General features: G+C 69.3%; 21 protein-coding genes. 5 read left to right on the top strand and 16 right to left on the bottom strand.

Annotation, left to right across the window (positions count from 1 at the left end; translation table 11 throughout):
* Positions 1-10: 10 nt before the first annotated feature.
* From QOZ81_RS06080 to QOZ81_RS06060, 5 genes are read right to left on the bottom strand one after another with little or no spacing between them, the layout of a single operon-like run.
* Entirely contained in the window at positions 11-1,120 is a 1,110-nt protein-coding gene (locus tag QOZ81_RS06080; protein ID WP_291200067.1) for a hypothetical protein, read from the bottom strand.
* Positions 1,117-1,929 carry a helix-turn-helix domain-containing protein gene (locus tag QOZ81_RS06075; RefSeq protein ID WP_291200070.1) on the bottom strand — a complete coding sequence of 271 codons (813 nt, stop codon included), beginning with the start codon at positions 1,927-1,929 and terminating at the stop codon, positions 1,117-1,119. Before QOZ81_RS06075 ends, QOZ81_RS06080 begins: the two co-directional genes overlap by 4 nt.
* Positions 1,929-2,897, bottom strand: coding sequence for an AAA family ATPase (locus QOZ81_RS06070; RefSeq protein WP_291200073.1), 969 nt, complete (start codon positions 2,895-2,897; stop codon positions 1,929-1,931). Before QOZ81_RS06070 ends, QOZ81_RS06075 begins: the two co-directional genes overlap by 1 nt.
* Positions 2,894-4,180 carry a sigma-54-dependent transcriptional regulator gene (locus QOZ81_RS06065; protein WP_291200078.1) on the bottom strand — a complete coding sequence of 429 codons (1,287 nt, stop codon included), beginning with the start codon at positions 4,178-4,180 and terminating at the stop codon, positions 2,894-2,896. The genes QOZ81_RS06070 and QOZ81_RS06065 overlap by 4 nt, the downstream gene beginning before the upstream one ends.
* Before the next feature lie 26 nt (positions 4,181-4,206).
* Complete coding sequence (locus tag QOZ81_RS06060; protein ID WP_291200081.1) at positions 4,207-5,574, bottom strand: bifunctional type I 3-dehydroquinate dehydratase/shikimate dehydrogenase; 1,368 nt, start codon at positions 5,572-5,574, stop codon at positions 4,207-4,209.
* Between the two features lie 210 nt (positions 5,575-5,784).
* On the opposite strand from QOZ81_RS06060, the gene QOZ81_RS06055 reads away from it, so the two are divergent.
* Positions 5,785-7,119 carry an anaerobic C4-dicarboxylate transporter gene (locus QOZ81_RS06055; RefSeq protein ID WP_291200084.1) on the top strand — a complete coding sequence of 445 codons (1,335 nt, stop codon included), beginning with the start codon at positions 5,785-5,787 and terminating at the stop codon, positions 7,117-7,119.
* Between the two features lie 60 nt (positions 7,120-7,179).
* Here the strand turns inward: QOZ81_RS06055 and QOZ81_RS06050 are convergent, their stop codons facing one another.
* Complete coding sequence (locus QOZ81_RS06050; RefSeq protein ID WP_291200087.1) at positions 7,180-8,931, bottom strand: anion permease; 1,752 nt, start codon at positions 8,929-8,931, stop codon at positions 7,180-7,182.
* Between the two features lie 138 nt (positions 8,932-9,069).
* Between QOZ81_RS06050 and QOZ81_RS06045 the strand changes: the two genes are divergently transcribed.
* The gene (locus QOZ81_RS06045) at positions 9,070-10,125 is read left to right on the top strand and encodes a tartrate dehydrogenase (RefSeq protein WP_291200090.1); all 1,056 of its coding nucleotides are present in this window, start codon (positions 9,070-9,072) and stop codon (positions 10,123-10,125) included.
* On the opposite strand, the gene mazG is transcribed toward QOZ81_RS06045, so the two are convergent.
* The 3 genes from mazG to QOZ81_RS06030 form a co-directional block, all read right to left on the bottom strand.
* Positions 10,122-10,910 carry a nucleoside triphosphate pyrophosphohydrolase gene (mazG, locus tag QOZ81_RS06040; RefSeq protein WP_291200093.1) on the bottom strand — a complete coding sequence of 263 codons (789 nt, stop codon included), beginning with the start codon at positions 10,908-10,910 and terminating at the stop codon, positions 10,122-10,124. The two genes, QOZ81_RS06045 and mazG, sit on opposite strands and share 4 nt — an antisense overlap.
* Before the next feature lie 69 nt (positions 10,911-10,979).
* On the bottom strand, positions 10,980-12,917 hold the full coding sequence (locus QOZ81_RS06035) for a glutamate ligase domain-containing protein (protein ID WP_291200096.1): 1,938 nt from the start codon (positions 12,915-12,917) through the stop codon (positions 10,980-10,982).
* Positions 12,918-13,089: 172 nt separating this feature from the next.
* Positions 13,090-15,036 (bottom strand): aconitase family protein, encoded by a 1,947-nt coding sequence (locus QOZ81_RS06030; RefSeq protein WP_291200098.1) that lies wholly within the window; start codon positions 15,034-15,036, stop codon positions 13,090-13,092.
* Between the two features lie 102 nt (positions 15,037-15,138).
* Here QOZ81_RS06030 and QOZ81_RS06025 point away from each other — a divergent pair, with 102 nt between their 5' ends.
* Both QOZ81_RS06025 and QOZ81_RS06020 read left to right on the top strand, forming a co-directional pair.
* Entirely contained in the window at positions 15,139-16,797 is a 1,659-nt protein-coding gene (locus QOZ81_RS06025; RefSeq protein WP_300715360.1) for a hypothetical protein, read from the top strand.
* Between the two features lie 49 nt (positions 16,798-16,846).
* The gene (locus QOZ81_RS06020) at positions 16,847-17,638 is read left to right on the top strand and encodes a VOC family protein (protein ID WP_291200105.1); all 792 of its coding nucleotides are present in this window, start codon (positions 16,847-16,849) and stop codon (positions 17,636-17,638) included.
* Positions 17,639-17,700: 62 nt separating this feature from the next.
* Here the strand turns inward: QOZ81_RS06020 and QOZ81_RS06015 are convergent, their stop codons facing one another.
* The 7 genes from QOZ81_RS06015 to QOZ81_RS05985 all read right to left on the bottom strand — a co-directional run bounded on the left by QOZ81_RS06015 (position 17,701) and on the right by QOZ81_RS05985 (position 22,590).
* Positions 17,701-18,048, bottom strand: coding sequence for a DUF1292 domain-containing protein (locus QOZ81_RS06015; protein ID WP_291200108.1), 348 nt, complete (start codon positions 18,046-18,048; stop codon positions 17,701-17,703).
* Positions 18,049-18,125: 77 nt separating this feature from the next.
* On the bottom strand, positions 18,126-18,803 hold the full coding sequence (gene flgA / locus QOZ81_RS06010; RefSeq protein WP_291200111.1) for a flagellar basal body P-ring formation chaperone FlgA: 678 nt from the start codon (positions 18,801-18,803) through the stop codon (positions 18,126-18,128).
* 4 nt (positions 18,804-18,807) lie between these two features.
* The gene (gene flgG / locus QOZ81_RS06005; RefSeq protein ID WP_291200113.1) at positions 18,808-19,596 is read right to left on the bottom strand and encodes a flagellar basal-body rod protein FlgG; all 789 of its coding nucleotides are present in this window, start codon (positions 19,594-19,596) and stop codon (positions 18,808-18,810) included.
* 43 nt (positions 19,597-19,639) lie between these two features.
* Positions 19,640-20,383 (bottom strand): flagellar hook-basal body protein, encoded by a 744-nt coding sequence (locus QOZ81_RS06000; protein ID WP_291200116.1) that lies wholly within the window; start codon positions 20,381-20,383, stop codon positions 19,640-19,642.
* 107 nt (positions 20,384-20,490) lie between these two features.
* Positions 20,491-20,694, bottom strand: coding sequence for a cold-shock protein (locus QOZ81_RS05995; protein ID WP_285576980.1), 204 nt, complete (start codon positions 20,692-20,694; stop codon positions 20,491-20,493).
* A 182-nt stretch (positions 20,695-20,876) separates the two neighbouring features.
* Positions 20,877-21,803 carry a diiron oxygenase gene (locus QOZ81_RS05990; protein ID WP_291200123.1) on the bottom strand — a complete coding sequence of 309 codons (927 nt, stop codon included), beginning with the start codon at positions 21,801-21,803 and terminating at the stop codon, positions 20,877-20,879.
* Positions 21,804-21,903: 100 nt separating this feature from the next.
* The gene (locus QOZ81_RS05985; protein ID WP_291200125.1) at positions 21,904-22,590 is read right to left on the bottom strand and encodes a C40 family peptidase; all 687 of its coding nucleotides are present in this window, start codon (positions 22,588-22,590) and stop codon (positions 21,904-21,906) included.
* 199 nt (positions 22,591-22,789) lie between these two features.
* Between QOZ81_RS05985 and QOZ81_RS05980 the strand changes: the two genes are divergently transcribed.
* The gene (locus QOZ81_RS05980) at positions 22,790-25,369 is read left to right on the top strand and encodes a sigma 54-interacting transcriptional regulator (RefSeq protein ID WP_291200128.1); all 2,580 of its coding nucleotides are present in this window, start codon (positions 22,790-22,792) and stop codon (positions 25,367-25,369) included.
* Positions 25,370-25,590 lie beyond the last annotated feature (221 nt).

Below are 25,590 nucleotides of genomic sequence, written 5' to 3'. Positions count from 1 at the left end.
CCAAGGATCCCTAGCCCTTGCCGTGGGCCTTCATCTCCACCAGCCGCTTGGCCTCGCGGCGGAGCAGCTCGGCCACGTTGCGGTCCTTCATGAGCAGCTTCATGTCGCTCTCGTAGAGTCGCTTGAAGTGGGTCATGGCCACGGGCAGCGGGGTGCGGGGGTTCATGACCAGCGACTTGGTGATGGGGTACTTCTTCATCCACTCGCGGCTGTTGGAGATGATCCGCAGCACCTCCTCGTTCACGGTGCGCATGTTGGCGATGTAGGCCACCTCGCCCTCGGTGATGCGGCCATTGCGGATCACGTTCACCTGGATCAGGCGGTTGGCCTCGCGGATGAGGAAGGTGCGCTCCTCCTTGCCACCCTTGATGGCCAGCATGATCTTCTGGTTGGTGGTGAGCTTCATCATGCGCTGGGTGAGGGTGAGGGTGATCTCGTTGCCCTCGTCGTCCAGGATGGGTTTCTGGGCCAGCAGGCGGCGCTCCGCGGCCATCTCCTCGGTCTCGACCTCGGCCTCGGCCTCCTCCTTCGACTTCTCCCTGGGCAGGGGCAGCTCGGACCAGGAGCGGTCCAGGTGGCCGGCCTCGACCTCGTCGATGATCTCCAGCCGCTGGCGCTTCACCTCTTCGGGAATGAGGCGCAGCACGTCGAAGCGGAACTCGTTGACACGGCGCTTGATGACGTATTCGCCTTCGGGGTGCTCCTCCAGCAGATCCAGGATCCGGTGGCGCTCCATCCAGAGCACCTGGTTGTTCAGCACGATCTCGAGCACCGAGCCGGGCAGGCTGGGCACCGAGGCCTCCACGATGGCCGCGGTGAGCGCCGGGTTCAGTAGGGTGGTCTCCAGCAGGGCGGGTTCCTTGCGGTGGCAGAGCACCAGCTGCAGGGGCGCGGGCGGATCCACCCGCTCGACCATCACGCCGGTCAGGAGGGACTCGGGCATGGTCGCGAAGAAGTCCAGGCCCCGCTGGGTGTAATTGGTCTCCCTCAGGCAGGCGTGGGCCAGGGCCTGCAGCAGGTCTGCGGTCGGCACGGGGAGGCTGCCCCCCACCAGGGCCATGGCCATGGGCTCGGGCAGACCGCCCTGGAGGAACCGTTCAACGATGGGATGCATGCTCATGGCCGGGTGACTTCCTCATCTTCATCGGGAACGACGGGCTCGTCCGGGAGTTCAGGCTGGGTCGGCCGGAGCCAGCGGCCCTCGCCGTCGAAAGTGCCAATCCAGCCCTCGCCGACGCTCTGGCCATGGGGGATGCGGCGGCCGGCCACCTCGACGCTCACCACGCCGGCATTCTCGACACGGATGAGAAAGGCCCCCTTCACCCGGAACCGCCAGGCCTCCGAGACGCGCAGGGTGCGCACCATGGGCAGGCCGCCTTCCGGGGTCTGGGGCTCGATGCGGATGTCGGCGGTGTCCATGGCCCGCAGGCTCACCAGCAGACCCTGTTCGTTCACGGGCGCCTCGGGCAGGAGCTCCCCCAGGACGGGATAGGGCGAGGCGGAGGGCGCCGGGGGGGGCGGCAGGGAGGGCCTGCTGAGCGCCACGAGGTAGCTGGGCGGGGGCTTGTGGCCCAGGCTGGGCCCCGGCACCACCAGCCACAGGACCACGATCACCGAAGTTCCGGTGAGCGCGCCCATCACGATGCGCTCGAGCCGCTCGCGCCGGGGGTCCGGCGGTTCCAGTTCCTGCACGCCCGGCACGATCTGGAAAGCCCCGGTGTGGAACTCCAGGTCCACGCCGAGCCGCTCGGCCAGCTGCCGGGCCAGGGGCCGGGGGCGGCCGGGCGGCAGGGCCACCCAGTCGTCGGCCTCGATGGCCTCCAGGTGGCGCACCGGCAGCTTGAGTTCCTTGGCCAGGGCCTCGAGGCTCAGGCCCCGGGCTTCGCGGGCCTCGCGGATGAGCTGGCCGACGGACCCGTCCTCCCGCATCAGGACCACCCCACGGGCAGTTCCTTGAGCAGGCGGGCCAGCTGCTCGCGCCGGTCGCCGCGGTTGAGGCGGCGGTCATCCAGGCTGCCACGATGCGCCATGGTGTCGGCGAGGGTGCGCTGCAGGTCGTCCGGCGTGATGAAGTCGCGGCCGTCCAGCCAGGCCTCGGCCTGGGCCAGGCCCAGCCAGTGCTTGGCGGCGCGGGTGGAGCAGAAGCCCCCCCCGGCGCGGATGCGCTCCACCATGCGCTCCACGTAGTCGAGCACGGCCTCGGCCACCTTCACGGCCCGCACCGCGGCGCGGGCCTGGCGCCAGCCCTCCAGGTCGAGCACGGGGAACAGGGTGTCCAGCCGCTCGGCCCCGGCCTCCCCGGTGAGGATGCGCCGCTCCGCCGCGCGATCCGGATAGCCCAGGTGGATGGTGCATGAGAAGCGATCCAGCTGGCTCTCGGGCAGGGGGAAGGTGCCGGCGTGATCCAGCGGATTCTGGGTGGCGATGACGAAGAAGGGCTCGGGCAGCTTGTGGGTGCTGCGATCCAGGGTGACCTGGCCTTCGACCATGGCCTCGAGCATGGCGCTCTGGGTCTTGGGGCCGATGCGGTTCAGCTCGTCCAGCAGCAGCACGTGGCAGAACACGGGGCCGGGCTGGAAGCGGAAGCCCTGCTCCTTCGCATCCCAGAGGTGCACGCCCAGCAGGTCCGAGGGCAGCAGGTCGTTGGTGCCCTGCACCCGCTGGAAGGTGCCGCCCAGGATGCGGGAGAGGCCCTTGGCCAGGGTGGTCTTGCCCACGCCAGGCAGGTCCTCCAGCAGGACGTGGCCGCCGGCCAGCATGGCCGCGAAGGCGCGCCGCACCTGGGCCTCCTTGCCCACCACCACGGCCTGCAGGGCCGTCAGGCCGGCCCGGGCGGCCGGACGGATCCCCTCCGCGCTGCGGACCGGGGGGATGAGGATGGGCGGGGCTTGGGTCATGGGGCCTTCCGGGACGGCGTGCCTTCGCCAAGGATCGGACTCGCGGAGGTGGTGCCTCCATCTTCCAGAGGAATGGCGTGCTCCCGCAAGCGCTGGGCCAGGGTCCGCACCGTCAGCCCCAGGGCCTCGGCCGCCCGGGGCAGGTCCCCGCCGCCCTGATCCATGGCCCGCAGCAGGAGCTGGGCCTCGGCGGAGCGGGTCACGGTCTTGAGCATGGCCTCGAGCCCGCCCGGCTCGGGCCAGGCCAGGCAGAGGGGCGCCTCCAGCCCGAGGCCCAGGCCCGGGAAGGTCCGGATGGCGCGGCCTTCGGAGAACAGGAGGGTCCGCCCCACCAGCACCTCCAGCTCGCGGACGTGGCCCGGCCAGGCGTGCTCCAGCAGCTGGCGCTCGGCGCTACGCTCCAGCCACGGGGTCGGGCGTCCCTCCCGCCGGGCGGCCTGGTCCAGCAGCAGCCGGGTGAGGGCCAGCAGGTCCTCGCGGCGTTCCACCAGGGCCGGCACCCGCAGCTCCAGCGAACCCAGGCGCTGGGCGACCTCGGGCGCCAGGACCCCATCGGCCTCGATGCTCCCCATCCAGTCGATGCGGCGCCCCGCGTTGCCATCCATGGTCCGGGCGAGGGGACCGGCGGCGGCCGGGGCCAGGTGCTCGAGCCCACCCAGGAAGAGGCTGCCGCCTTCGAGGAGCTGCAGCGTGGGGAGATCCGGCCCCTCGGGACCCAGGGTGGCCGCGGGCAGGCTCAGGTAGGGCGCGGCCGGGTGGCGGAGGGTGTGGAGGCGGCGGGCGCTGCGCTCGCGGCCGGTCCCGCGCGGGCCCCGGAACACCACGGGCAGCCGGGCGGCGGCGGCCTGGCGCAGGGTCGCGTCCAGGGCCTGCATGGCGGGGCTGTGCGCGATCCAGGGTTCGGCTGGATCCGGCGGCGGCGCCCCCACCAGGGCCCGCAGGCGGTCCAGCAGGGCCAGGAAGGCGTCGAGATCAAAGGGCTTGGGCAGGAAGTCGTCGGCGCCCAATCGCATGGCCTCGACGATGTCCTTCGGTTCGCCGAATGCCGACATGAGCACCACGCGCAGGGCGGGGTGCAGGCGCCGGGCCCGGCGGATCAGCTCGAGGCCGCTCATGCCCGGCAGCCGCAGGTCCGTGACCAGCACCTGGAAGGGCCGGGCCTCCAGGGCCCGCAGCGCCGCCTGGGGATCGGCCACGGCCTCGACCTTCCAGAGCGAGCCCGCCAGAGCCTGGCTCAGCAGGCGCCGGAAGCTGTCCTTGTCCTCGACCAGCAGGAGGTCCATGCGTTGAAATTAGCAGCTATCCGGGTTCAACTGGCGCCGCCGCAGCCCTCGATGAAGCGCCGGCTCTGGGCCTCGGCCTGGGCCTCGAAGAGGGCCGCGCCCGCCACCAGCGACAGTCCCGCCTCCCGCGCCCAGAGGGCGAAGGCGGTGTCCTCCTTGTAGATCCACTCCACGGCCCAGCGGGCGCTCGGGCGGGCCGCCTCCAGCAGCTCCGGAAAGGGCGCGGAATCATCGGGGGCCATGCCCAGGCTGGTGGCCTGGACGAGGCCCGCGGGCGCGAAAGCGGCCACCGCCTCCGGCGTCACCGGGGCGCGGCGGGAGGCCTGGAGCACGGGCCGCCCCGCGGCTTCCAATACGGCTCGGCTGGTGGCGCCCACGCCACCTTCCCCGAGGAGCAGCACGGGCCCCAGCGCCAGGTTCGACAGGGACTGTCCGAAGGCCTCGGCATCCGTGTTGGCGCCCTGCCAGGGGGCGCCGGGCGCCCGGCGCCAGAGGGTATTCAGTGGGCCCGCCAGGCCGAGGGCCCGGGGCAGGGCCAGCTTCAGCGGTGCGGTGATGCTGAGGCCCAGGATGCCGAGGGCGTCCAGGGCCTCGACGGCCTCCTCCGCCTCGCCGCAGACGAGGGGCAGGTACACGAGGTCCTTGAAGGCGTACTGGAAGCGTGGGTTGTGGAAGGCCGGCCCGCGGGAGTGCAGGACGGGATCGCCGATGACGCCGCAGAGGCCATGACCCGGATGCAGCCTGGCGCTGCGCCAGTCCCGCAGGGTGGCCAGGGGCAGCTGCCCCGGGGCGGCCGGGGGGCCGTCGTCCGGCGCTGCGTAGGTGAAGGCCCCGCCCCAGGCGGCTTGCAGCACGCGGCTGGGCAGGCCCTTGGGGCCCATGAGGAAGGCCGCGAGGCGCAAGCCGTGATCCCGGGCCCAGGCCAGGGGTGCCCGCAGCCGGCCGCTGTCGCCCAGACGCCCCGCCCAGCCCACCCACTTGAAGGCCTCGCCGTCGGGCAGGTCCCGGAGCCGCGCCTCCAGGTCGAAGACGCCCGGTGCCACATGGATGGAGCGCAGCAGGCGCACGTGGGTGCGGGCCGCCTGGATCTCGGGGGGAACCGGAAGGTCCCACTCCAGGTCCAGCCAGTGCGGCCTGCCCTTGAGGGCCTTCACCAGCCGCGCGAGGCGCCCGGCTTCGTCGTCATCGGGCCAGCGCCCGCCCTCGGAGACCCGGCGGCAGGTCACCAGGCAGCGGCGCTTCAGGGCATCCACCAGGGCCTCGGGGTCCGCCTCCGGAAAGAGGTCCAGTCTCAGCTCGGGCAGGGCGTCGTCGCCCAGGCGCCGCCCGCAGGCCAGGGCCTGCTCCCACTCGGGGTGGGTGAGCGTCACGAGGTGGAAAGGAAGGGGGCTCACGGGTGGCATCCAGAAGGGGCCATCCTATCCTGGCATGGGGCCCTGCGCCGGGACGACTCATGGACAGGCGCCCGGCCCGGGGTGGGGCAGGACCTTAAAGCAACTTAAAAAACCACCCCCGACTCATTCATTACCACGATATCTGCTACGCTTTTCACAGTCCGGCGTCAGTGGTCAGACCACGAGCGCATGAAAACAGGAGAACCGGCCATGTCCCCCGCCTTGATGTTCTGGATCCAATTCGTGCTCGTGCTGGGCGCCATCCTCATCGGCATCCGCAAGGGCGGCGTCGCCCTCGGCCTCATCGGCGGCCTGGGCGTGGCCGTGCTGGTGCTCGGCTTCCGCGTGGCGCCGGGCGTGCCCCCCATCGACGTGATGCTCATCATCCTCGCGGTGGTGACTGCCTCGGCCACCCTGCAGGTGGCGGGCGGACTGGACTACCTGGTGCAGCTCACGGAGCGCGTGCTCCGGGCGCACCCCAAGCAGGTCACCATCCTGGCGCCCCTGTCCACCTTCCTGCTCACGGTCTGCGTGGGCACCGGCCATGCGGTGTATGCGCTGCTGCCGGTCATCTCGGACGTGGCCCTGAAGACCCGCATTCGGCCCGAGCGCCCCATGGCGATTTCCAGCGTGGCCTCGCAGATGGGCATCACCGCCAGCCCCGTGGCCGCCGCCGTCACCACCTTCCTGGCCATGGCCGCCAAGAACGGCCACCCCGTGGGCCTCTTCGAGATCATCCGCATCACCCTCCCCGCCGGCATCATCGGCGTGCTGGCCGCCGCGGCCTGGAGCTACAACCGCGGCAAGGAGCTGGACCAGGATCCCGAGTTCCTCGAGCGCATGAAGGATCCCGACTTCGCCAAGGCGCTCGACGCCAACGTGAGCACCCTGGGCATGGAGATCCCCTTCACGGCCAAGCTCTCCGTGGCTCTGTTCTTCGCGGGCGTCATCAGCATCGTGATCATCGCGCTCAAGCCCGGCCTGCTGCCTCTGGTGGGCGGCAAGCCCGTGCCCATGACCACGGTGGTGCAGATCATCATGCTGGCCTTCGGGTCGTTCATCCTCTTCGCCACCAAGGTGAAGGCGCCCGACATCGCCCGTTCCAGCGTGTTCATCGCGGGCATGATCGCCGTCGTCTCCATCTTCGGCATCGCGTGGATGAGCGAGACCTTCATCAAGGCCAACGAGGGCTACCTCATCGCCAACATCAAGGCCATGGTGCAGCACGCCCCCTGGACCTTCGCCATCGCCATGTTCTGCGTGTCCGCCTTCGTGAAGAGCCAGGCCGCCACGCTCACCATCATGCTGCCCTTCGGCTACGCCCTGGGCCTGCCCACGCCCCTGCTGCTGGGCCTGATCCCCGCCAGCTACGCCTACTTCTTCTTCGCCTTCTACCCCAGCGACCTCGCCGCCATCAACATGGACCGCACCGGCACCACGCGGATCGGCAAGTATCTCCTCAACCACAGTTTCATGGTCCCCGGCCTCATCGGCGTGAGCACCTCCACTGTGGTCGCCTACGGATTGTCCAGGCTCTTCGCCTGAGGCCTGTCCTGAAACAGAAAGCCCCGCCAGATGGCGGGGCTTTTTCGTAGGTGAGAAAAGCTACCAGAGGCCCAGCACCTTCCACCACAGCCCGCCGATGCCCACCCAGATGACGATGTTGACGAGGCTGACGAGCAGCCCCAGGCGCCACCAGGTGCCGACCTCCACGTAGCCCGTGCCGAAGAGCACCGGCGCGGGGCCCGTCCCGTAGTGGGTCATGCCCGCGAAGAGGTTGCTGAAGAAGGCGAGCACCAGGGCGGCCAGCACGGGCGGCGCCCCCGCCGCGATGGACACGCCGAGGAAGGCCGCGTACATCGAGGCCACGTGGGCCGTGTTGCTGGCGAAGAAATAGTGGCTGTAGAAGTACACCAGGGCCAGCACCAGGAAGGCGGCGATCCAGCCCTTGCCCGCCACCATGCCGCCCATGGTCTTGCTGAACCAGGGCACCATGCCCAGCTTGTTGAGGAAGCTGGCCATCATCACCAGGGCCGCGAACCACACGAGGGTGTCCCAGGCGCCGGTCTCGGCCTTGATGTCTTCCCAGTTCAGCACGCCCGTCAGCAGCAGCACGGCCAGGCCCGCCAGCGCCGAGGTGGTGGGGTTCAGGTCGCCCAGCTGCTTGGCGAAGATCCAGAGCACCAGCAGCAGCACGAAGACGCCCAGCATGGCCCACTCCTGCCGCTTGATGGGCCCCAGGTCCCGCAGGTGGCCCTTGGCCATCACCACCGCCTCCGGGGTTTCGGTGATCTCGGGCCGATGCAGTTTGTAGAGGAGGAACGGCACCACGAGCAGCGCCACCAGGCCCGGCACCAGGGCGGCCAGGGCCCAGCCGCCCCAGGAGATGGTCACCTTGAGGTCGCCCGCCAGCTTCTGCGCCAGGGGGTTGGCCGCCATGGCCGTGAGGAACATGGCGCTGGTGACGCAGTTCACCTGGTAGGCCGTCAGCGTGAGGAAGGAGCCCATCTTGCGGGCACTGGCGTCGCCAGGGTGGCTGCCGTAGGCCCGGGCCAGCGAGGCCATGATCGGCATGACGATGCCGCCGCCGCGGGCCGTGTTGCTGGGGATGGCGGGTGACAGCACGAGGTCCGTAGCCGCCAGGCCGTAGCTGAGGCCCAGGGTCCGCCTGCCCAGCAGCGCCATGAAGGTGTAGGCGATGCGGGCGCCGAGGCCGGTCTTGATGAACCCCCGGGAGATGAAGAAGGCCAGGACGATGAGCCAGATCACCACGTCGGAGAACCCGCTCATGGAATCCGCGATGCTGAGGGTGCCGCTGAGGGCCGTGACCGCGATGCCGATCATGGCCACGGCACCCATGGGCAGGGCCTTCAGGATGATGCCCACGATGGTGGTGACGAAGATGGCGAAGAGGTGCAGTCCCTTCTCCCAGTCGGCCTTCCGCCTGGCCTCGGCCTCCACCTTGGCCTTGGCATCGGCCTCGGCTTTCACCTTGGCTTCAGCCTCCGCCTTGGCTTTCACATCGGCTTCGGCCTTGGCCCTGGCTTCCGCTTCGGCCTTCGCCTTGACCTCCAGCTGGACCTTAGTGAGGGGCTTCGCCGGCGTCGTCGCTGGCGTCGCCACCGGCGCGGCGGGCTTGGCTTCGGGCTTTGGCGCCGGCTTGGCGGGTGGCGCGGGTCTGGCCGCCACGGGCTGCCCCGCGAAGAGCTTGGCGTCGGGCACCGGGACCAGCTTCGGCAGTCCCACATACAGCAGCAGACCGAGGATCAAGGTGCCCAGGGCGGGGCCGGGCCGCGCGCCCTGCCAGCCGGACGGATCTGCGGCCGCGGCCGTTCCGGAAACGGATGCCTGGCTCATGGGGAGCCTCCATGGTGGGGATTTCGCTGCGAAGTCTACTCGTCAGTCGGATATTGTGAAGGGCCGAAACACCGCGTCTTTTCGGCGCCATTCATTGCCCTTCAGCGGCATTTGCAGGTTTCTTCTGAGGAGATCCCCATGCGCGACTTCCGGATCGCAGTCATCCCGGGCGACGGCATCGGCAAGGAGGTGGTGCCGGAGGGCATCCGCGTGCTGGAGGCGGCCGCAACCAAGCACGACCTGCGCTTCCACTGGGACGAGTTCCCCTGGAGCTGCGAGACCTTCCTCCAGACCGGCCGCATGATGCCCGAGGATGGCCTCGACCAGATCCGCCACCACGATTCCATCTACCTCGGCGCCGTGGGCTTCCCCGGCGTGCCCGACCACATCTCTCTCTGGGGCCTGCTCATCCCCATCCGCCGCGGCTTCAAGCAGTACGCCAACATCCGCCCCGTGAAGCTCATGCCCGGCGTGCCCTGCCCTCTGGCTGGCCGCCAGGTGGGCGACATCGACATGGTGGTGGTGCGCGAGAACAACGAAGGCGAGTATTCCAGCATCGGCGGCCGCCTCTACGAGGGCACCGACCAGGAGATGGCCACTCAGCAGACGGTGTTCACCCGCCAGGGCGTGGACCGCATCCTGAAGATCGCCTTCGACATCGCCCAGTCGCGGCCCAGGAAGCACCTCACCTCGGCCACGAAATCCAACGGCATCGCCATCACCATGCCCTACTGGGACGAGCGGGTGAAGGCCATGTCGGCGAGCTACCCCGAAGTGAAGGTGGACCAGTTCCACATCGACATCCTCTGCGCCCAGTTCGTGCGCAACCCCCATTGGTTCGACGTGGTGGTGGGCTCCAACCTCTTCGGCGACATCCTCTCGGACCTGGGCCCCGCCTGCACCGGCACCATCGCCATCGCCCCCAGCGCGAACCTGAACCCCGAGCGTGAGTTCCCCTCCATGTTCGAACCCGTCCACGGCTCCGCGCCCGACATCTACGGCCAGGGCATCGCCAACCCCATCGGCGCCATCTGGGCCGGGGCCATGATGCTGGACCACCTGGGCTGCCCCGAGGCCGGCGCTTCCGTCATGGCCGCCATCGAGAAGGTGCTGGCCAGCGGCCTGCGCACCCCGGACATGGGCGGCAAGGCCAGCACCACGGACCTGGGCCGGGCCATCGCCGACGCGGTCTAGGCCTTCCGCTTCTTCGCGGCCTGCCAGGCGGCTTCCATCTGGTCGAGATTGCGTTTCTCCCAGCCACCGGCGGCCCGGGCATCATCCTCCACGGCCGTGAAGCGGCCCTTGAAGCGGAGCATCTGGCGCCGCAGGGCGGCGTCGGGGTCCACACCCTTTTTGCGGGCCCACTGCATGAGGCTGAACAGCACGTCGCCGAACTCCTCATCCACCCGCACGGGATCGGACTCGGCCTGCAGCTCCGCGATCTCCTCCTTCACCTTGTCGAGGACGCCCTCCATGTCCGGCCACTCGAAGCCCACCTTGGCGCAGCGGCGGCCAATCTCCAGGGCCTCATCCATGGGCGACAGGGTGGCGGGGATGCCCTCCAGCAGGCGCGGCTCCGTCTCCGGCGTCAGGCCCTTCTCCTCGAGCTTGATGGCGGCCCAGTTCGTGAGCACCGCGTCGGCCCCGTCCACCGCCACTTCGGCGAAAACGTGGGGGTGCCGCCGCACCAGCTTCTCCACCACCGCCCGCTCCACCTCGTGGATGTCCCAGGCGCCTCGATCCGCCGCCAGCTGGGCGTGGAAGGCGATCTGCAGCCAGAGGTCACCCAGCTCCTCGCAGAGGTGGGCCTCGGTGGCCTCGTCGAAGGGCTGGTGGGCCGCCAGGGCCTCCAGCACCTCGGCCGCCTCCTCGCGCAGGTAGCGGGCCAGGGTCTGGTGGTCCTGCTTCAGGTCCCAGGGGCAGCCCGACTCCGGCTTGCGGAGCGCGGCCATGACGGCGCGGAGGGTGGTCGGTTCCATGCCTCAGGGTACCGCGAGGCCGAGGGTTTTGGTTTAACCGCAGAAGCGGTTAGACAATCAGTCCTACCTTCAGGAAGAGAGTCCTCGAAGAACCGCCTGGGCGAAGTCTGTGAGGGAGGGATCCCGCGCGCCCATCACCAGGATGAGATCGCCGGGTTTCGCCTCGGCGGCCAGCCGCGCCACCAGCCACTCCCGCGTGGGCGCGAACTCGGCGGCAAGGCCGCGGGCCTGGAGGTCACCGATCACATCTGCGGAGCTGATGTCCCGGGCGGCGGTGCCGCCGGCGTAGAACACCTCCAGGAACCAGAGGCGATCCTGCCCTCGCAGCTCCGTGGCGAAGCTCTCCACGAAATCTACACGGAGGAATTTCAGCGGACCGAAACCATGGGGCTGGAACACGGCCAGCACCCGCCCCCCGGCGCCCACGCGGAGATGCGCAGCCCGGATCGAAGCGGCCACCTTGGCGGGGTTGTGGCCGAAGTCGTCCACCACGGTGATGCCGCGGGCGCTGCCCAGCACCTGGAAGCGGCGCGCCACGCCCTGGAAAGCCGCCAGGGGCTCCGCCATGGCCGCCGGAGACACGCCCAGGGCCCCGCAAGCCGCGATGGCCGCCAGGGCGTTCTCAACGTTGTGCCGGCCAGGCACCGGCAGGCGGAAGGTCACGTCACGCACGGTGAAGCGAGAGCCCTCCCCGTCGAGCGCCAGATTCTCCGCGCGCAGGTCGGCCCCTTCACCGAGGCCGAATACCAAAGCATCCCCGGCGAACTCCCGCAGGTTCTCGGCCTCACCCACCACGGCACCCTCACGCAGCTGGGAGCGGAAGGCGCGGAACATCTCCGCCACGGCCTCCATCTCCTTGTGGTCCCGCTGCAGGTTGAGGAGCACGCCCAGGGCCGGGTGGTAGCGCACCACGGAGCCGTCGCTCTCGTCGGCCTCGATGACCAGCAGGTCCGACGCGCCCGCCCAGGCGTTGCCCCAGCGGCCCTCGCGCTGCAGGGCCACCAGCTCGCCGCCGGTGATGACGGAGGGATCGCGCCCCGCCCCCCGCAGGATCTCGAAGATCATGGCCACGGTGGTGGACTTGCCGCTGGTGCCCGTGACGGCCACGGTGCGGTACCGCGCCACCAGGTGCGCCAGCAGCTCGGAGCGGTGCAACACGGGCACGCCCAGGCGCCACGCCGCCGCGACATCGGGCACCTCCTCCTCCACGGCCGTGGACACCACCAGGGCCGCGCAGTCGCCCTCCAGGCCCGAGCCGTCCTGCGGCGTGATGGCCACGCCCAGAGCATCGAGCAGGGCCCGGGCCCCGGGCCGCTGGCCGCGATCGAAGCTGCGGTCGCTGCCGCTGGCCCGGCCCCCCTTCATGGCCACGAACTGGGCCAGGGCGCTCATGCCGCTGCCAGCCACGCCCGCGAAGTGGAGGCGGCCCAGGCCGAAACCATCACCGGGCAAATCCCCGGCGATGAGCAGGGGGTCGCCCTCGGCCACGAGGTCGAAGAGCTCGGTCACGGCGGCATTGGCCAGGCGCACGCAGCCGTGGGAGACCGGCGTACCCAGCTGCCCCTCCTGGTTGGTGCCATGCAGGTAGATGAAGCGCGCCAGGGAATCGTGGCCGGGACCACGGTTCCAGCCCTCCTCCAGGCCATCCAGCGTCAGCACCCGGGTGAGGATGAGGTCCTCGTCCAGCGCCTCGCCCCGCCAGACCTGACCCGTGGCCACGCGGCTGCGGAACACGCTGCCGGCTTCGGCCCCGGCGCCGATGCGCGCGTGGATGCGGTGCCAGCCCGTGGGGGTGCGGTACGAGTCCTGCTCACAGCCCAGGCCGTTCTTCGCCGTGGAGATGACCGCCTCGAAGACCAGGCGGCCGCCCTCCAGGAGGCCGAGGCACTGGCGGGCGGTGTCCACCACCAGTACTTTCGAGCTGGGATCCAGGGCGGGCGCACCTTGGCGGGCCTGATCGGCCAGGACGAGGGCGCGGTAGCGGGCGGCGTTCACGGGATCAGGCATGGGGATGGTCCGAAGGGAAATGCAGGATGTTTAACCACAGATGTCGCAGATTGCGCAGATAAGGGCCTGGCGACAGGTTCACCCCGACCATCGGGCGGTGGGCCAGGTTCTTTCATCTGCGCCCATCTGCGTCATCTGCGGTTCCATGTCTTTCCTGTTTTCCTTGAGACAATCAGGCGCCCACGATGCGTCCCGCCAGGGCGCTGGCGGCCACGGTGGCGGGGCTGGCCAGCCACATCTGGCCGGGGCCGCTGCGGCCGGGGAAGTTGCGATTGATGGCACTGATGGTCACCTGGTCGGGGCGGGTGGAGACGCCGGGGCCGGCGTTGATGCAGGCGCCACAGGAGCTGCCCAGAACCACCGCCCCCACGGCCTCGAAGGCCGCCATCCAGCCCTGGGCCACGGCGTGCCGCCGCACGTCCTCGCTGCCGCACTGCACGAAGAACTGCAGGCCCTCGGGCACCCGGCGTCCCTCGGCCGCGGCTTTCCGCACCACCTCGTAGGCCCGGCGGAGGTCCTCGCGCTTGCCGCCGGTGCAGCTGCCCAGGTAGGCGATGTGGATGGGAATGGCCCCGTCGAGGGCGGCCAGGGCGATGCCGTTCCCGGGATCCCCGGGACGGGCCAGCATGGGGCCCAGGGCCGCGCAGTCCACCTCGAGGGTGTGGGCGAATTCGGCGCCCTCGTCGCCGCGCATCCAGGATTCCAGCGCCAGGTCCACGCCGCGGCGCTCACGGATGAAACGGACCGTCTCCCCATCCGGGGCGATGAGCCCCGTGAAGCCGCCGATCTCCGCGGCCATGTTGGTGAGGGTGGCGCGCTCGTCGGTGTCGAGGTCCAACAGAGCCTCGCCCGTGTACTCGATGACATGGCCGATGGCGCCGCCCTCGCGGATGAGCGGCTGGGCCAGCAGGTGCAGGACCACGTCCTTGGCGGACACGCCTGGACGCAGGCGGCCGTTCAGCCGCACCTGCAGGGTGGGCGGCACGGTGACGCGCACGTCCCCCGTGACCCAGGCGCAGGCGATGTCCGTGGTGCCCACGCCGAAGGCGAGGCAGCCCAGGGCCCCCGCGTGGGGCGTGTGCGAGTCCGTGCCCACCACCAGCTGGCCGGGCAGCGCGTAGCGTTCCGCCATGATCGAGTGGCAGATGCCCTCGCTGCCCGAGCCGTCCGGCAGCTCGCCGTGGAGCCGGATGCCATGCCGCGCGCAGAAGGCCTCCTGGGCGGGTTTCAGGCGCTCGGCCACCGTGAGCAGGCCCATGGCCCGGTGCTCGGCCTTCATGCTGTGGTGCAGGAAGGTCAGGTGGTCGCGGAAGGCCAGGATGCGGTCAGGATCCCGCAGCGCGACCTCCGGTCCCAGGGCCTGCTCCAGGAAGCTGGCGGCCATGGGCGTCACGTATTCGTGGCTGAAGCGCCAGTCGGCCTGCACGAAGAGGCCGTCGCCGGGCCGCACCGCGGGCAGCCCCACGTGCCCCGCGGCGGCGTCCACCACGGCATGCCGCGCCAGCAGCTTCTCGGCGTAGGTCATGGGCCGCGGTCCGTGCGCTGGCAGAGGCGGCACCACCTCGCCCGCCATCCGGGCGGCGTTGTAGGCGAAGAGGCCGCCCCGACGCACGATCTCCGCGGTGACGGGGTCCAGCCCAGCGGTGAACTCGGCCAGAGGAATGGCCTCGCCCCGGCGGAGCCGCGGGATCAGGCCGAAGTCCGTGCTGGTGAGCAGGCCGAGGTTCTGGGCGTTCTGGCGGTAGATGCGCTCGAAGCTCTCGGCAAGCACCAGGCGGATGCCCGCGCACTGCTCCGCGTAGGGGCTGGCCTCGCGGCTGCTGCCCTTGCCCCGGCGCTTCCCGGCCACGCTCACCGCGAAGCCCCCGGCGCGGACGGCGCCCTCCTTCACCGGGAAGGCCTCGCCGCACTTCAGGCCCAGGTAGGGGAAGTCGCCCAGCTTCCCGTCGAAGTGGTAGCAGATGAAGGCCGGCGTGATCTCGTCCGTGCTGATCTGGTCCCGCAGGTGGCCGGCCTCGGCGGGCTCCAGGTCGTCGCCGCGCAGCTGGCGGCGCAGCGCCTCCGGATCCTCCGTGAGGAACAGGATTCGACCATGGATGCGGACGGGATCAGGCTGCATCCTCCCAGGGTACGCCATGGGCCGGGCTCCGGTCCGCCACCCTGCGCAAAGCCCGGGGGGCCTATCATGGAGTCATTGGCCACCCCTCATGGGAGATGCCGGATGCGCAGATGGCTCCTGGTCCTCGGCTGCGTGTGGATGTCGGTGCTCCCCTGCCCCGCGCAGGTGTTTTCCCCAGCGACGCAGCCGGGGCCCGGAACCGGGGACCGCCTGGACCACGGGTTGTTGGATCCGGCCTGGTTCGGCCAGGGCCCGCCCTGGACGCACGACTGGCGGGCGGACTTCCTCTGGGCTCGGACCGGGGTCCGCTGGGAGGCGCCCATGCTGTACCTCGTCCCCTGGGAGGAACCGCGGTTCCTGTCCACCGGGGACGTCCTGGACTACGCCCGGGGCGGTGAAGTTGCCGAGGCGATCCAGGGACTCATCCGGACCCGCCTGAAAGCCATGGGGGACCTGCGGCTGGCCGCCACCCCGCAGGAGACCCCGTACCACGCCGTGGGGCGCCTGGTGGAGGCGCGGCACATTCGGCAGGGCAGCTCGGCCACGCTGGGACCCATGGCAGGCCTGCCCACCCAGACCTGGGACTTCAAGGTGGTGGATGTGCGCACGGGCCAGACCCTGCTGGCCTCGCACCACCGCTCGGTCGGCGGCAGCGCCGCCACCTGGTTCACGGCCCTGGAGCGGCCGCTCCGGGAGATGGCCGGGCTGCCGCCGCCCCAGGCCTGGGACATGCCTCCGGACAGCCAGGTCCTGGAGGACCGGAGCCGGATCTGGACCACACCCGGCTTGCAGCTGCCCCCGGGAGGCCTGGTGGTCCGCGGCTGGACGGCGGACACGGACACCGGGGGCCTGTGGAAGGTCTGGACGGGCGGCCTCGGGGCCAGCCTGGCCACCCAGACGGGGCAAGCCATCCTGGACCGGCTGACCCGCGGGGGCCTGGCCCGGCTGGATGGCGGAGATCCCACCCACCTGCTCGACGGCCAGGTCTTCACGGCCCCACGGTTCCTGAAACCCCGATACCGGGCCTGGGTGACCGAGGCGGCCACGGGCCGGGTGGTGGCCCGCTATGAGTTTCTGCCTCCCCTCAGCACGAACCCCGCCGGTGCCGTGGCCGAGCGCCTTGGCAACCACCTGCAGGCCCTGATGGCGGCGCCCCCCACCGCGCCGGTACCCGTTCCTCCGGTGCAGCCAGGCGTGGCCTGGGAGGGCCTGGACCGGCTCCAATCCGTCGCAGGAGCCGTGGACAAGGCCTGGGTGAGCCCCAGACTCAGTCTGGCCGGACGCACCCTGCACGTGGCCGACTGGGACGCGGCGGACCTCGGTGCCGGGGCCGACGGACACGACCGGATGCTCGCCTCCTTCATCGGTCTGCGGGCCCCGGCCTGGCTCTTCGGCGCCCTGGCCTGGCACGGGGACCGTGGGTTCGGGATCAGCCGGCAGGTCGGCGGTCTCCGCCTGGAGGGCCGGGTGGTCCGCCTCTACCAGACCGACCCGAGAAAGTTCGGCACCGCCATGGCCGGGGCGATGACCCTGGGCCTGGCCACGAGATCCGAGGGCGTCCTCCAGCTCCGCGTGCTGGACGCAGCCACCGGGGAGACCCTGGCCCTGGTCGAGCAGACACTGGTCAGCTTCCAGGCGGCCTCCGACGGGATCCCCTACAAGAGCCTGAAGTGGCTGGCCCAGGACCTGGTGCCATGGCTGCTGGAGAAGGGCGGAAGGCCGGCGGCCCAGGGTCCTCAAATTGTAAATAATATTGATTGATACTCATGATTCGATCTTTTAATCTGCCGGTCCACTTCCGGAGGTCACCATGGCCCAAGCCACCCTTCCCGCGATTGGAACGTTCTGCTGGCCCGAACTGTCGACCACCGATCTCAAGGCCGCCCAGGCCTTCTACGGGGACCTGCTCGACTGGCGCGTCCAGGAAGTCCCCACCTCCATGGGCACCTACGCCATCTTCACCTCAGGCGAGCGCCAGGCTGCGGGCCTGTGCGCCCAGGGCGAGGAGCAGCGCAAGCATGGCGTCCCCCCCAACTGGCTGTCCTACGTCTCCGTCACCAGCGTCGACGCCAGCGCCGCCAGGGCGAAGGAGCTCGGCGCCCAGGTCCTCGTGGGCCCCTTCGACGTGATGGAGGAGGGCCGGATGGCCATGCTCCAGGATCCCGCGGGGGCGGTCTTCGCGCTCTGGCAGCCGAAGAATCACAAGGGCGCCTCCGTTTACGGGGAACCCGGCGCCCTCTGCTGGACCGAGCTGGCCACCAAGGACGCGAAGGCGGCCCAGTCCTTCTACACGCGCCTCTTCGGCTGGACCGCCCAGCCCCCCTCCGATCCCGCCATGCCCTACTACGAGTGGGTGCTCGAGGGCTCCCACTTCGGCGGCATGATGGAGATCAACGAGCACTGGGGCCCTGGCTGGAAGGAGATCCCCTCGCACTGGATGGTCTACTTCATGGTCAAGGACGTCGATGAGCGGACCGCGCGGGCCCAGGCCCTGGGCGCCACCATCCGGGTGCCCCCGCGGGACATCCCCGACGTGGGGCGCTTCGCCGTCCTGGTGGACCCCCAAGGCGCCGTCTTCTCCCTCTTCCAGGGCAGGCTCTGAAGCCGGCACCGACAAAATGAAGGCCCCCGTCCGGGGGCCTTCTTCAGCACGGGGAAAAGGGCTCAGTCCTTCTCTTCCTCGGCCTTGAGCTTGGCTTCCTGCTCGTCGAGGTGCTTCATGAGGCGCTCGGCCAGCTCCTCGTCGTCGAGGGGCGTGAACATGTCGTCCTTGACCTCGAAGATCTCCAGGCTCAGGCCCTCCTCGGGATCTGCGGTGCCCTCTTCCTGGGCCTGCAGCTCGGCCAGGGGCGCGAGAATGGCGAAGTTGCGGCCCTCGAACTCGAGCTCCTCCAGGATCGCGAATTCCTCTTTCTCGCCGTTCTCGTCTTCGAGCTCAACGACTTCGATTTCGAAGGAATCGTCGTGATCGTGGTTGCAGTCCGGTCCGTGTTCGTGACCCTCGTGAGCCATGGGCTCCTCCTTGCGCAAGGGACCAGAATACGGCCGAATCCCTGTCCGGCCAAGGGAAGATCCTGTGAGAAGCGTCGCTATTGCAGCCGCGCCTCGCCGGGCCCGGTGACCACGGCCGTCACCTGGCGGCGGGCACCCGGGGCCTCGAGGCGCACGCGGTCGCCCCGGCCGGCCCGGCTGCGGGCCGTGGTGTCCAGGCAGATGGTCAGGGTCTCGTGGGTCGCGGTCAGACGGACCTTGTCCCCGGACTGGACCAGGGGAATGGCCTCGAGGTCACCCCGGGTCAGGATCCTGCCCGACGGCACCGAGCGCATGAGGCGCTGGCCCTCGGGGATCTCCGTGAGGGCGCCTTCGGGCGGCACGCCCTCGAAGGGGCTGGGCTCAACCTGCTCTGCGGTCAGCTCGGTCTGCCGGGCCAGGTCGCCCTTGGCGCGCAGGACCGACCCCACCCAGCTGCCATCCAGGTCCACCCGGGTCATGCCCACCCGGTCGCCATCCACCTTGATCGCCACCACCACGAAGAAGTGGCCCACGGGCTCCCGCTTGCTCAGGTGGGAGGCTTCGAAGCTGAGGTTGCCGGGCCGGGTCGTCGGCACGCGGGGCGGCTGGGCCACCTTGAAGCTGTGCTCGCCACCCAGCTTGGCGGCCTCGACCTTGGCGAAGGCCAGGGCCGCGTCGGCCAGCCGCTCGGCGGGCGGCAGGGGGGCCTGGGCGGAGAGGGCCAGCGGGAGGAGGAACAGCCAGGCGGCGCGCATCGGGCTACCGCTTGAGGTTGTTCACGAGGCTGAGCATGTTGTCCACGGTCTGGATGGTCTTCGAGTTCGCCTCGTAGGCCCGCTGGCCGATGATCATGTTCACCATCTCCTCGGCCACGTCCACGTTGGAGACTTCCAGGAAGCCCTGGTTGATGGTGCCCAGGCCATCCGTGCCGGGCGTGCCGTCGATGGCCTCACCGCTGGCCAGGGTGGGCTGCATCAGGTTGCGGCCCAGCTGGTTCAGGCCCGTGGGGTTCACGAAGTGCGAGATGGTGATCTGGCCCACCTGCTGCGGCTGGGTCTGGCCGGTCTGGGTGACGCTGACGGTGCCGTCCGGCGCGATGGTCACGCTCAGGGTGTCCTGGGGGATGGTGATCTGGGGATCCAGCAGGTAGCCCGCCGAGTTCACCAGGGCGCCGTTCTGATCCGTGGTGAAGCTGCCGTCACGGGTGTAGGCGAGGGTGCCGTCCGGCGTCGTCACGCGGAAGAAGCCGTCGCCCTCGATGGCCATGTCGAAGCGGTTGGTGGTCTGCCGCATGTTGCCGGTGCTGTACTGCCGCATGAGGCTCTGCAGCTTGGCGCCATGGCCCAGCTGGATGCCCGCGGGGATGGTGGTGCTGGTGCTGGAGCTGGAGCCGGCCAGGTTCACCGTCTGGTAGAGCAGATCCTGGAACTCGGCCCGGGCCTTCTTGAAGCCCGTGGTGTTCACGTTCGCCAGGTTGTTGGAGATGGTGTCCATGTTGAACTGCTGGACATTCATGCCCGCCGCTGCCGACCACATTGCACGCATCATGGGAACCTCCGGATCAAATGCACTGAAGACTGAGGATTGAGGGCTAGCGGCTGATGGCCACGTCGTTGATGGAACGGGAATCCAGATCATTCGTGAGGGTCGAAGCCACCTTCAGGCTCATCTCGTAGAGCCGGTTCAGACGGATCATCTCGACCATGGTGGAGGCCGAGTCCACGGCGCTCTGCTCGAGGTGGCCCTGGGTCACGGTCCCCTTCACCGGCGCCTCGGTGGCGCCCGTGGGATCGAACCGCAGGGCCCCGGCCCGCTTCAGGGCCCCGGGCTTCTCGTAGGCCTTCAGGTCCAGCTGGCCCAGCACCTGTTCCTTCTGGGAGACCGTCCCGTCCACCGTCACCGAGATGATGCCGTTCTTGGGGTCCACCCTGATGGGTTGGCCATTTTTGCCGAGTAAGGGACTGCCATCGGCTGCCTGCAGCTGTCCGTCCTGACCCATCTGCACGCGGCCATCCCGGGTGACCCGGATGCCGGCGGGGGTCTGGACGGTCAGGAAGGCATTGCCTTCGATGGCCAGGTCCAGGGGTCGCCCCGTGGCCCGCAGGTTGCCCTGCTCGGTGATCACGCCGGTCTCGGCGAAGACCACACCATCATTGAGGTAGCCGCTCAGGGGCAGCTTCCGTCCGCTACCGGCCGCCTTGTTGAACACGGCGAAGAAGGCCTGGTCGGGCTTGTAGCCCACCGTGGCCGCGTTCGCCAGGTTGTTGGCCACCACTTCCAGCTGGAAGGCACGGGCCTTCAGGCTGCCAGCGGCGACATAGTATCCAGGGTCCATTGGGCACCTCTCGCCCAGCCAGCGGCCGGGACAAGGGGACTACCGCCAAAGGGATGCCAAAAAAAACGGCCTCCCGAAGGAGGCCGTTTTTAGTTGAACGGTAGGGACTAGATCTTGGTGACGTTGGTCGCCTGGGGGCCCTTCTGGCCCTGTCCCACGTTGAAGCTGACGCGCTGATTCTCGTCCAGGGTACGGAAACCCGTGGTCTCGATCGCGGAGTGATGCACGAACAGGTCCGCACCACCCTCATCGGGGGTGATGAAGCCGAAACCCTTTTCGGCGTTGAACCACTTGACGGTGCCTTGAGCCATGATTTTTCCTGCTTTCTTCGTCCTGGATATGAATGCGATGTCCCTTCCAGGCGAGGCAGCAGCGCTTTTTTCTGCCCGTACAACAGACGGGCAACTCACAGTGTAGGGTCTTTCTTAAAATATATTTTTAAAAATCACGGTTTCATCGCAAAAAGTTCCTCAATGGGCCAAGAGCCCTCGATTCAATGACCCACATGCTTCCGCAGGACGAGCCCCAGGGCCCCTTGCACCCGGGCCTGCTGATCGGGGGTGGTCACCGAAAGGAAGAGTTCCAGGAAGTTGGGATGCGTGACCCCGCTTTCGATGAAGCAGTGGCGCTTCGCCCTCAGCAGACCCTGGCGTACCTCCTGCCGTTCGGCCGGAGTGAAGACCCGGCCGAGGTACCTCGCCACGTTGACCACGTCATGACCCACCTGTTGCTGGAGCAACCCGTCAACCGCGGCCAGGAGCCAGATCAGATCCTCAATGACCGTGTCACGCTCCGCATCCTCCATCGACTTGAAGAGCCCCACGGCCTCCAGGTGATCCAGCTGGGCATGCTGGGCCTCCTCCATCCAGTGGCTGCGGAAGACCTCCTTGGTCAGGGGGTCCAGCTCGTCGGAATCCCGCATGGCACTGATGTAGTGACGCTGGGTGAGCCATTCGATGGCGCTCGTCAGGAGCAGCACGGCGCCCTTGTGCTTGCTGAGGACATTGGCGGCGACTTCGTTCTGCCCTTCCAGCAGCTCAAGCGGAAAGCCCAGCTTCTCGTCCACCCTCCGCCGGATCTCCCGGAAGAGGTGCATGTGTTTGACCTCCTCCGAGGCGAAGTTGGTGAGCGCCTCGAAGGCCCCCACATTCTCGCGGCTCGAACTCCGTGCCAGGTTCAGCATCTGGGGTGCGATGAAGGCTTCCACAAAGCCGAACAGGTGGGCGTAGGCCCCCATTTCCACGTGGGTCAGCTTCCGTTTCTCCTCCGCATCCAGGCAGAAAATGTCCCCGGCCCCGGAAAGCCCCGCGGGAAGCCAAGGGCGGCCCAGGTCGAAATCCAGGTTCCCCAGCACATCCTTGATTTTCCAGTTGACCTTGTAGGACCGCTCAAGGCATTCCACATAGGAATAGGTGGCCATGGAACACCTCCCGGTGCCTGATTCCTGCTGTGGGCGCGGAACAAGAAACTGAATATGAGTCTCGTTTCACTACGCGTCAACGGCGCCATCTGGTTTGGGCCTAGAAGTAGCTCCGGGCCCCCAGGAAGGTCTTGCGGTAGTACCGGTCCGACAGGTCGTCCTGGCGGATGCCCTGCCCCGAGCGGGCCGCGTGGATGAAGGCCCCCTGCCCCAGGTACATCCCCACGTGGCTCACCTGGCTACCACCCGCCGTGGCGAAGAAAAGGAGATCCCCCGGCCGGGCCGAGTCAAGGTCCACGGGGCTGCCCGCGTCGAACTGGGCCTGGGAGGAGCGCGGCAGGCGCAGGCCATTCAGGCGATAGACGGCGCCGGTGAGGCCGCTGCAGTCGAAGCCCCGCTCGGTGGTGCCACCAAAGAGATAGGGCACGCCCAGGTAGCCCCGGGCGGATTCCACCAGGCTGGCCCGGAGGCCCCGCTCATCCGGCGGGCGGAGGCGGACCGGACCGCCGGCCCCCGGCGCCGAACCGTCCGGAGCCACCACCCAGAAGGCCTCGATGACGCCGGCGGCCTTCAGGGCCTCGCCCCGGGACCGGGCCTTCTCTCGGGTGGCAAAGTCACCGAAGCGCACCCGGTAGAGGCCATCGCCCGAGGCGTAGTAGGCCGCCTCCAGCCCCTGGGCCTGGAGCGATTCCGAGAAGCGCGCCGCGTTCTCCACCTTGGCGAAGGCCCCCGCCTGCAGGGTGAAGCCGAGGCGCGGCAGGGCCTTCTGGACCGGCGGTCTCGCCACCGGGCGCTCCGGCAGGGGCCGCGGGGGACGCGCGCACCCGGAGATCAGGAACACCGCTGCCGCCAACGCAGTCGTCAGCCTTGGGCGCGGCCTCGAGTCCATGGAGGGCATGCAGGCATCCTAGCAAGCCGCCCCAGAAACAGGGCCTGCCGCTCCCGGCCCTTCCATTCCCCGGGAAAGCCTCGGCTACCATCGAGCCATGCCCTCCTCATGCTGTCCCTCACGCCTCGCCGGCTGGGCGCGCCGGCTTGCCCTGGTCGCGCTGATCCTGCTTCCGGCCGGCGCTGCGCCGGAGCGGAAGGATGCGGTCAAGGGGCCCCGGAAGACCGTGGTGGCCCTGTACGCCATCCCCCAGGACCTGCCGGGCGCCCATGAGCTGAGCGTGGCCATCACGGAGGGCCTGGTGAAGGGCTCGCCCGTGCCCGTGGACGTCTACAGCGAGTACACGGGACTCGACCGCTTCTCCGGGCCGGCCTACGAGAACAGCCTGCTGACCCTGTACCACGAGAAATACGGCCGCCGGAAGGTGGACCTCCTGATCGTGGTCGGCTCCACGGCCCTGGACTTCGTGATGACCCGCAAGTTTCTCCCGGAGGTGCCGATCGTCACCTGCTACGTGGGCAGGCGGCGCGTGGAATCCGCCCGGGCCGAGCGCCCGAACCTCACGGGCGTCCTGACCGCGAACAACGCGCCGAAGACCGTGGACCTGATGCTCTCCCTGTACCCTCAGACGCGCCGGGTCCACGTCATCCTGGGCGCCAGCGAATACGAGCGGGACCAGGCCGAGCTGGGCCAGCAGATCGTGTTCCCGCGCTTCGCGGGCCGCCTTGAGTTCCTCTACACCAACGACCTCTCCCTGGAGCAGATCGAGGCCAAGGTCAGCCAGCTCCCTCCCGATGAGCTCGTGCTGTTCGCCAGCCTGCTGCGGGATACGGCGGGCAGGGATTTCTCCACCAACGATCCCCTCCGGCGTATCAGCGCGGCCAGCCGGCGCCCGGTGTTCGGCCTGATCTCGGAGGACCTCGGGGACGGAATCCTCGGCGGCATCCTCCTGAGCATGGAGCTCTCCGGGAAGATCTCCTCGGAGCTCGGCCTGCGAGTCCTGGGCGGGGAATCCGCCGCCAGCATCCCCGTCCTGGCCGACGCGGGCATGGTCCCGATGTTCGACTGGCGGCAGGTGGAGCGCTGGCACGTCAGGGAACGCCACCTGCCGCAGGGGAGCATCTTCCGGTTCCGAAAGCCGAGCCTGTGGGATGCCTACTGGAAGGAGATCAGCCTGGGCCTGGGCATCATCCTCGTCGAGACCCTGCTGGTGACCCTGCTGGTCATCCAGCTGCGGCGGAGGAAGCGCATCGAGCGGGAGCTGGCCGATGCGGAAACGCGCTACCGCACCGTGGCGGACTTCACCCACGACTGGGAGTTCTGGCAGCGACCCGACGGCGGCTTCGACTATCTGTCTCCGGCCTGCGCCCGGGTGAGCGGCTTCGCGCCGGAAGCCTTCCGGGCTGATCCATCCCTTCTCGCCGAGCTGGTGCTGGAGGAGGACCGCCCGGTCTGGAACGCGCACCAGGCCGAGGCCCTGGCCGCCAAGGAACCCGCCTCCCTCGAATACCGGATCCGGAACCAGGCCGGCGAGATCCGCTGGGTGGAGCAGACCAACAACCCCGTGCGCCTGGAAGGCGGGCACTCCGCCGGCACCCGGGGCAGCATCCGCGACATCACGGGCCGCAAGCAGGGCGAGCTGGAGCTGAAGCAGGCCTACCAGGAGATCGGGGTCCTCAAGGACCAGCTCGAGGCGGAGAACACCTACTACCGGGAGAAGATCCAGGCCGTGGAGGGCTCCAGTGAGCTGGTGGGCCAGAGCGACCCCATGAAGTACCTGCTCTTTCGCATCCGGCAGGTGGCGCCTTCGGAAACCACCGTGCTCATCCAGGGCGAGACGGGCACGGGCAAGGAACTGGTGGCCGAGGCCATCCACAACCTCGGTCCGCGCAAGGACCGCGCCCTGGTCAAGGTCAACTGCGCCGCCCTGCCCCCGGGCCTGGCCGAAAGTGAGCTGTTCGGTCACGAGCGGGGGGCCTTCACCGGGGCCCAGGCCCTGCGGAAGGGCCGCTTCGAGCTGGCGGACGGGGCCACCCTCTTCCTGGATGAAGTGGGCGAGCTCTCCCCGGATGTGCAGGCCAAGCTGCTCCGGGTGCTCCAGGACGGCCAGTACCAGCGGGTGGGTGGCACGCGCACCCTGCAGGCCGACGTGCGGGTGGTGGCGGCCACCAACCGGGACCTGGCCAAGGAGGTGGCCAAGGGCCGCTTCCGCGAAGACCTCTGGTACCGCCTCAATGTCTTCCCCATCTCGGTGCCCCCCCTCCGCCAGCGCAAGGAGGACATCCCCATGCTGGCCCAGTTCTTCCTGGACCGGTTCTGCCAGAAGCTGGGCCGCAGCCCCCTGGACCTGCCCCGCTCCGTGGTCCAGGCCCTCCAGGCCTACGGCTGGCCCGGCAACGTCCGCGAGCTCCAGAACCTCATCGAGCAGGCAGTGCTGGTCTCCGAGGGGCCCATGCTGCGCCTGCCGGACCGCCTGGGGCCCGCCCCCTCCGGCCCGGTGGGGTCCGGCCTCCTCCCCGGCTTGGTCGAGGTGGAGCGGGATCACATCATCAAGGTCCTGGACGCCACCAGCTGGAAGGTGGAGGGTGCCAAGGGCGCGGCGGACATCCTGGGACTGGCTCCCAGCACCCTGAGGTCCCGGATGCAGAAGCTCGGGATCGAGCGCCGAGAGGACTGAACGCCCCGATCCCCGGAACGCTCCGGACCGAGCATCGTGGGGGCCGTTTCGTGGGCCGGTTTCACCACGATATGCCGTGGCCCACGGAATTCCGTGGGCCTTTCGAGCCTTGAGCCGGGCCGATGCCGCTCATTCCATGCTTCGAACACCAATCAAAAGAAGAATTGGAATCCGGTCATCGCCCGGGGTCCCCCTGGCACCAGCCTTGCGCTGAGAAAGGA

It is taken from the genome of Geothrix sp. (assembly GCF_030219325.1).
Classification (GTDB): domain Bacteria; phylum Acidobacteriota; class Holophagae; order Holophagales; family Holophagaceae; genus Geothrix.
The sequence above is the reverse complement of the archived record's forward strand: the minus strand, read 5'-3'. Positions and strand labels throughout refer to the sequence as shown.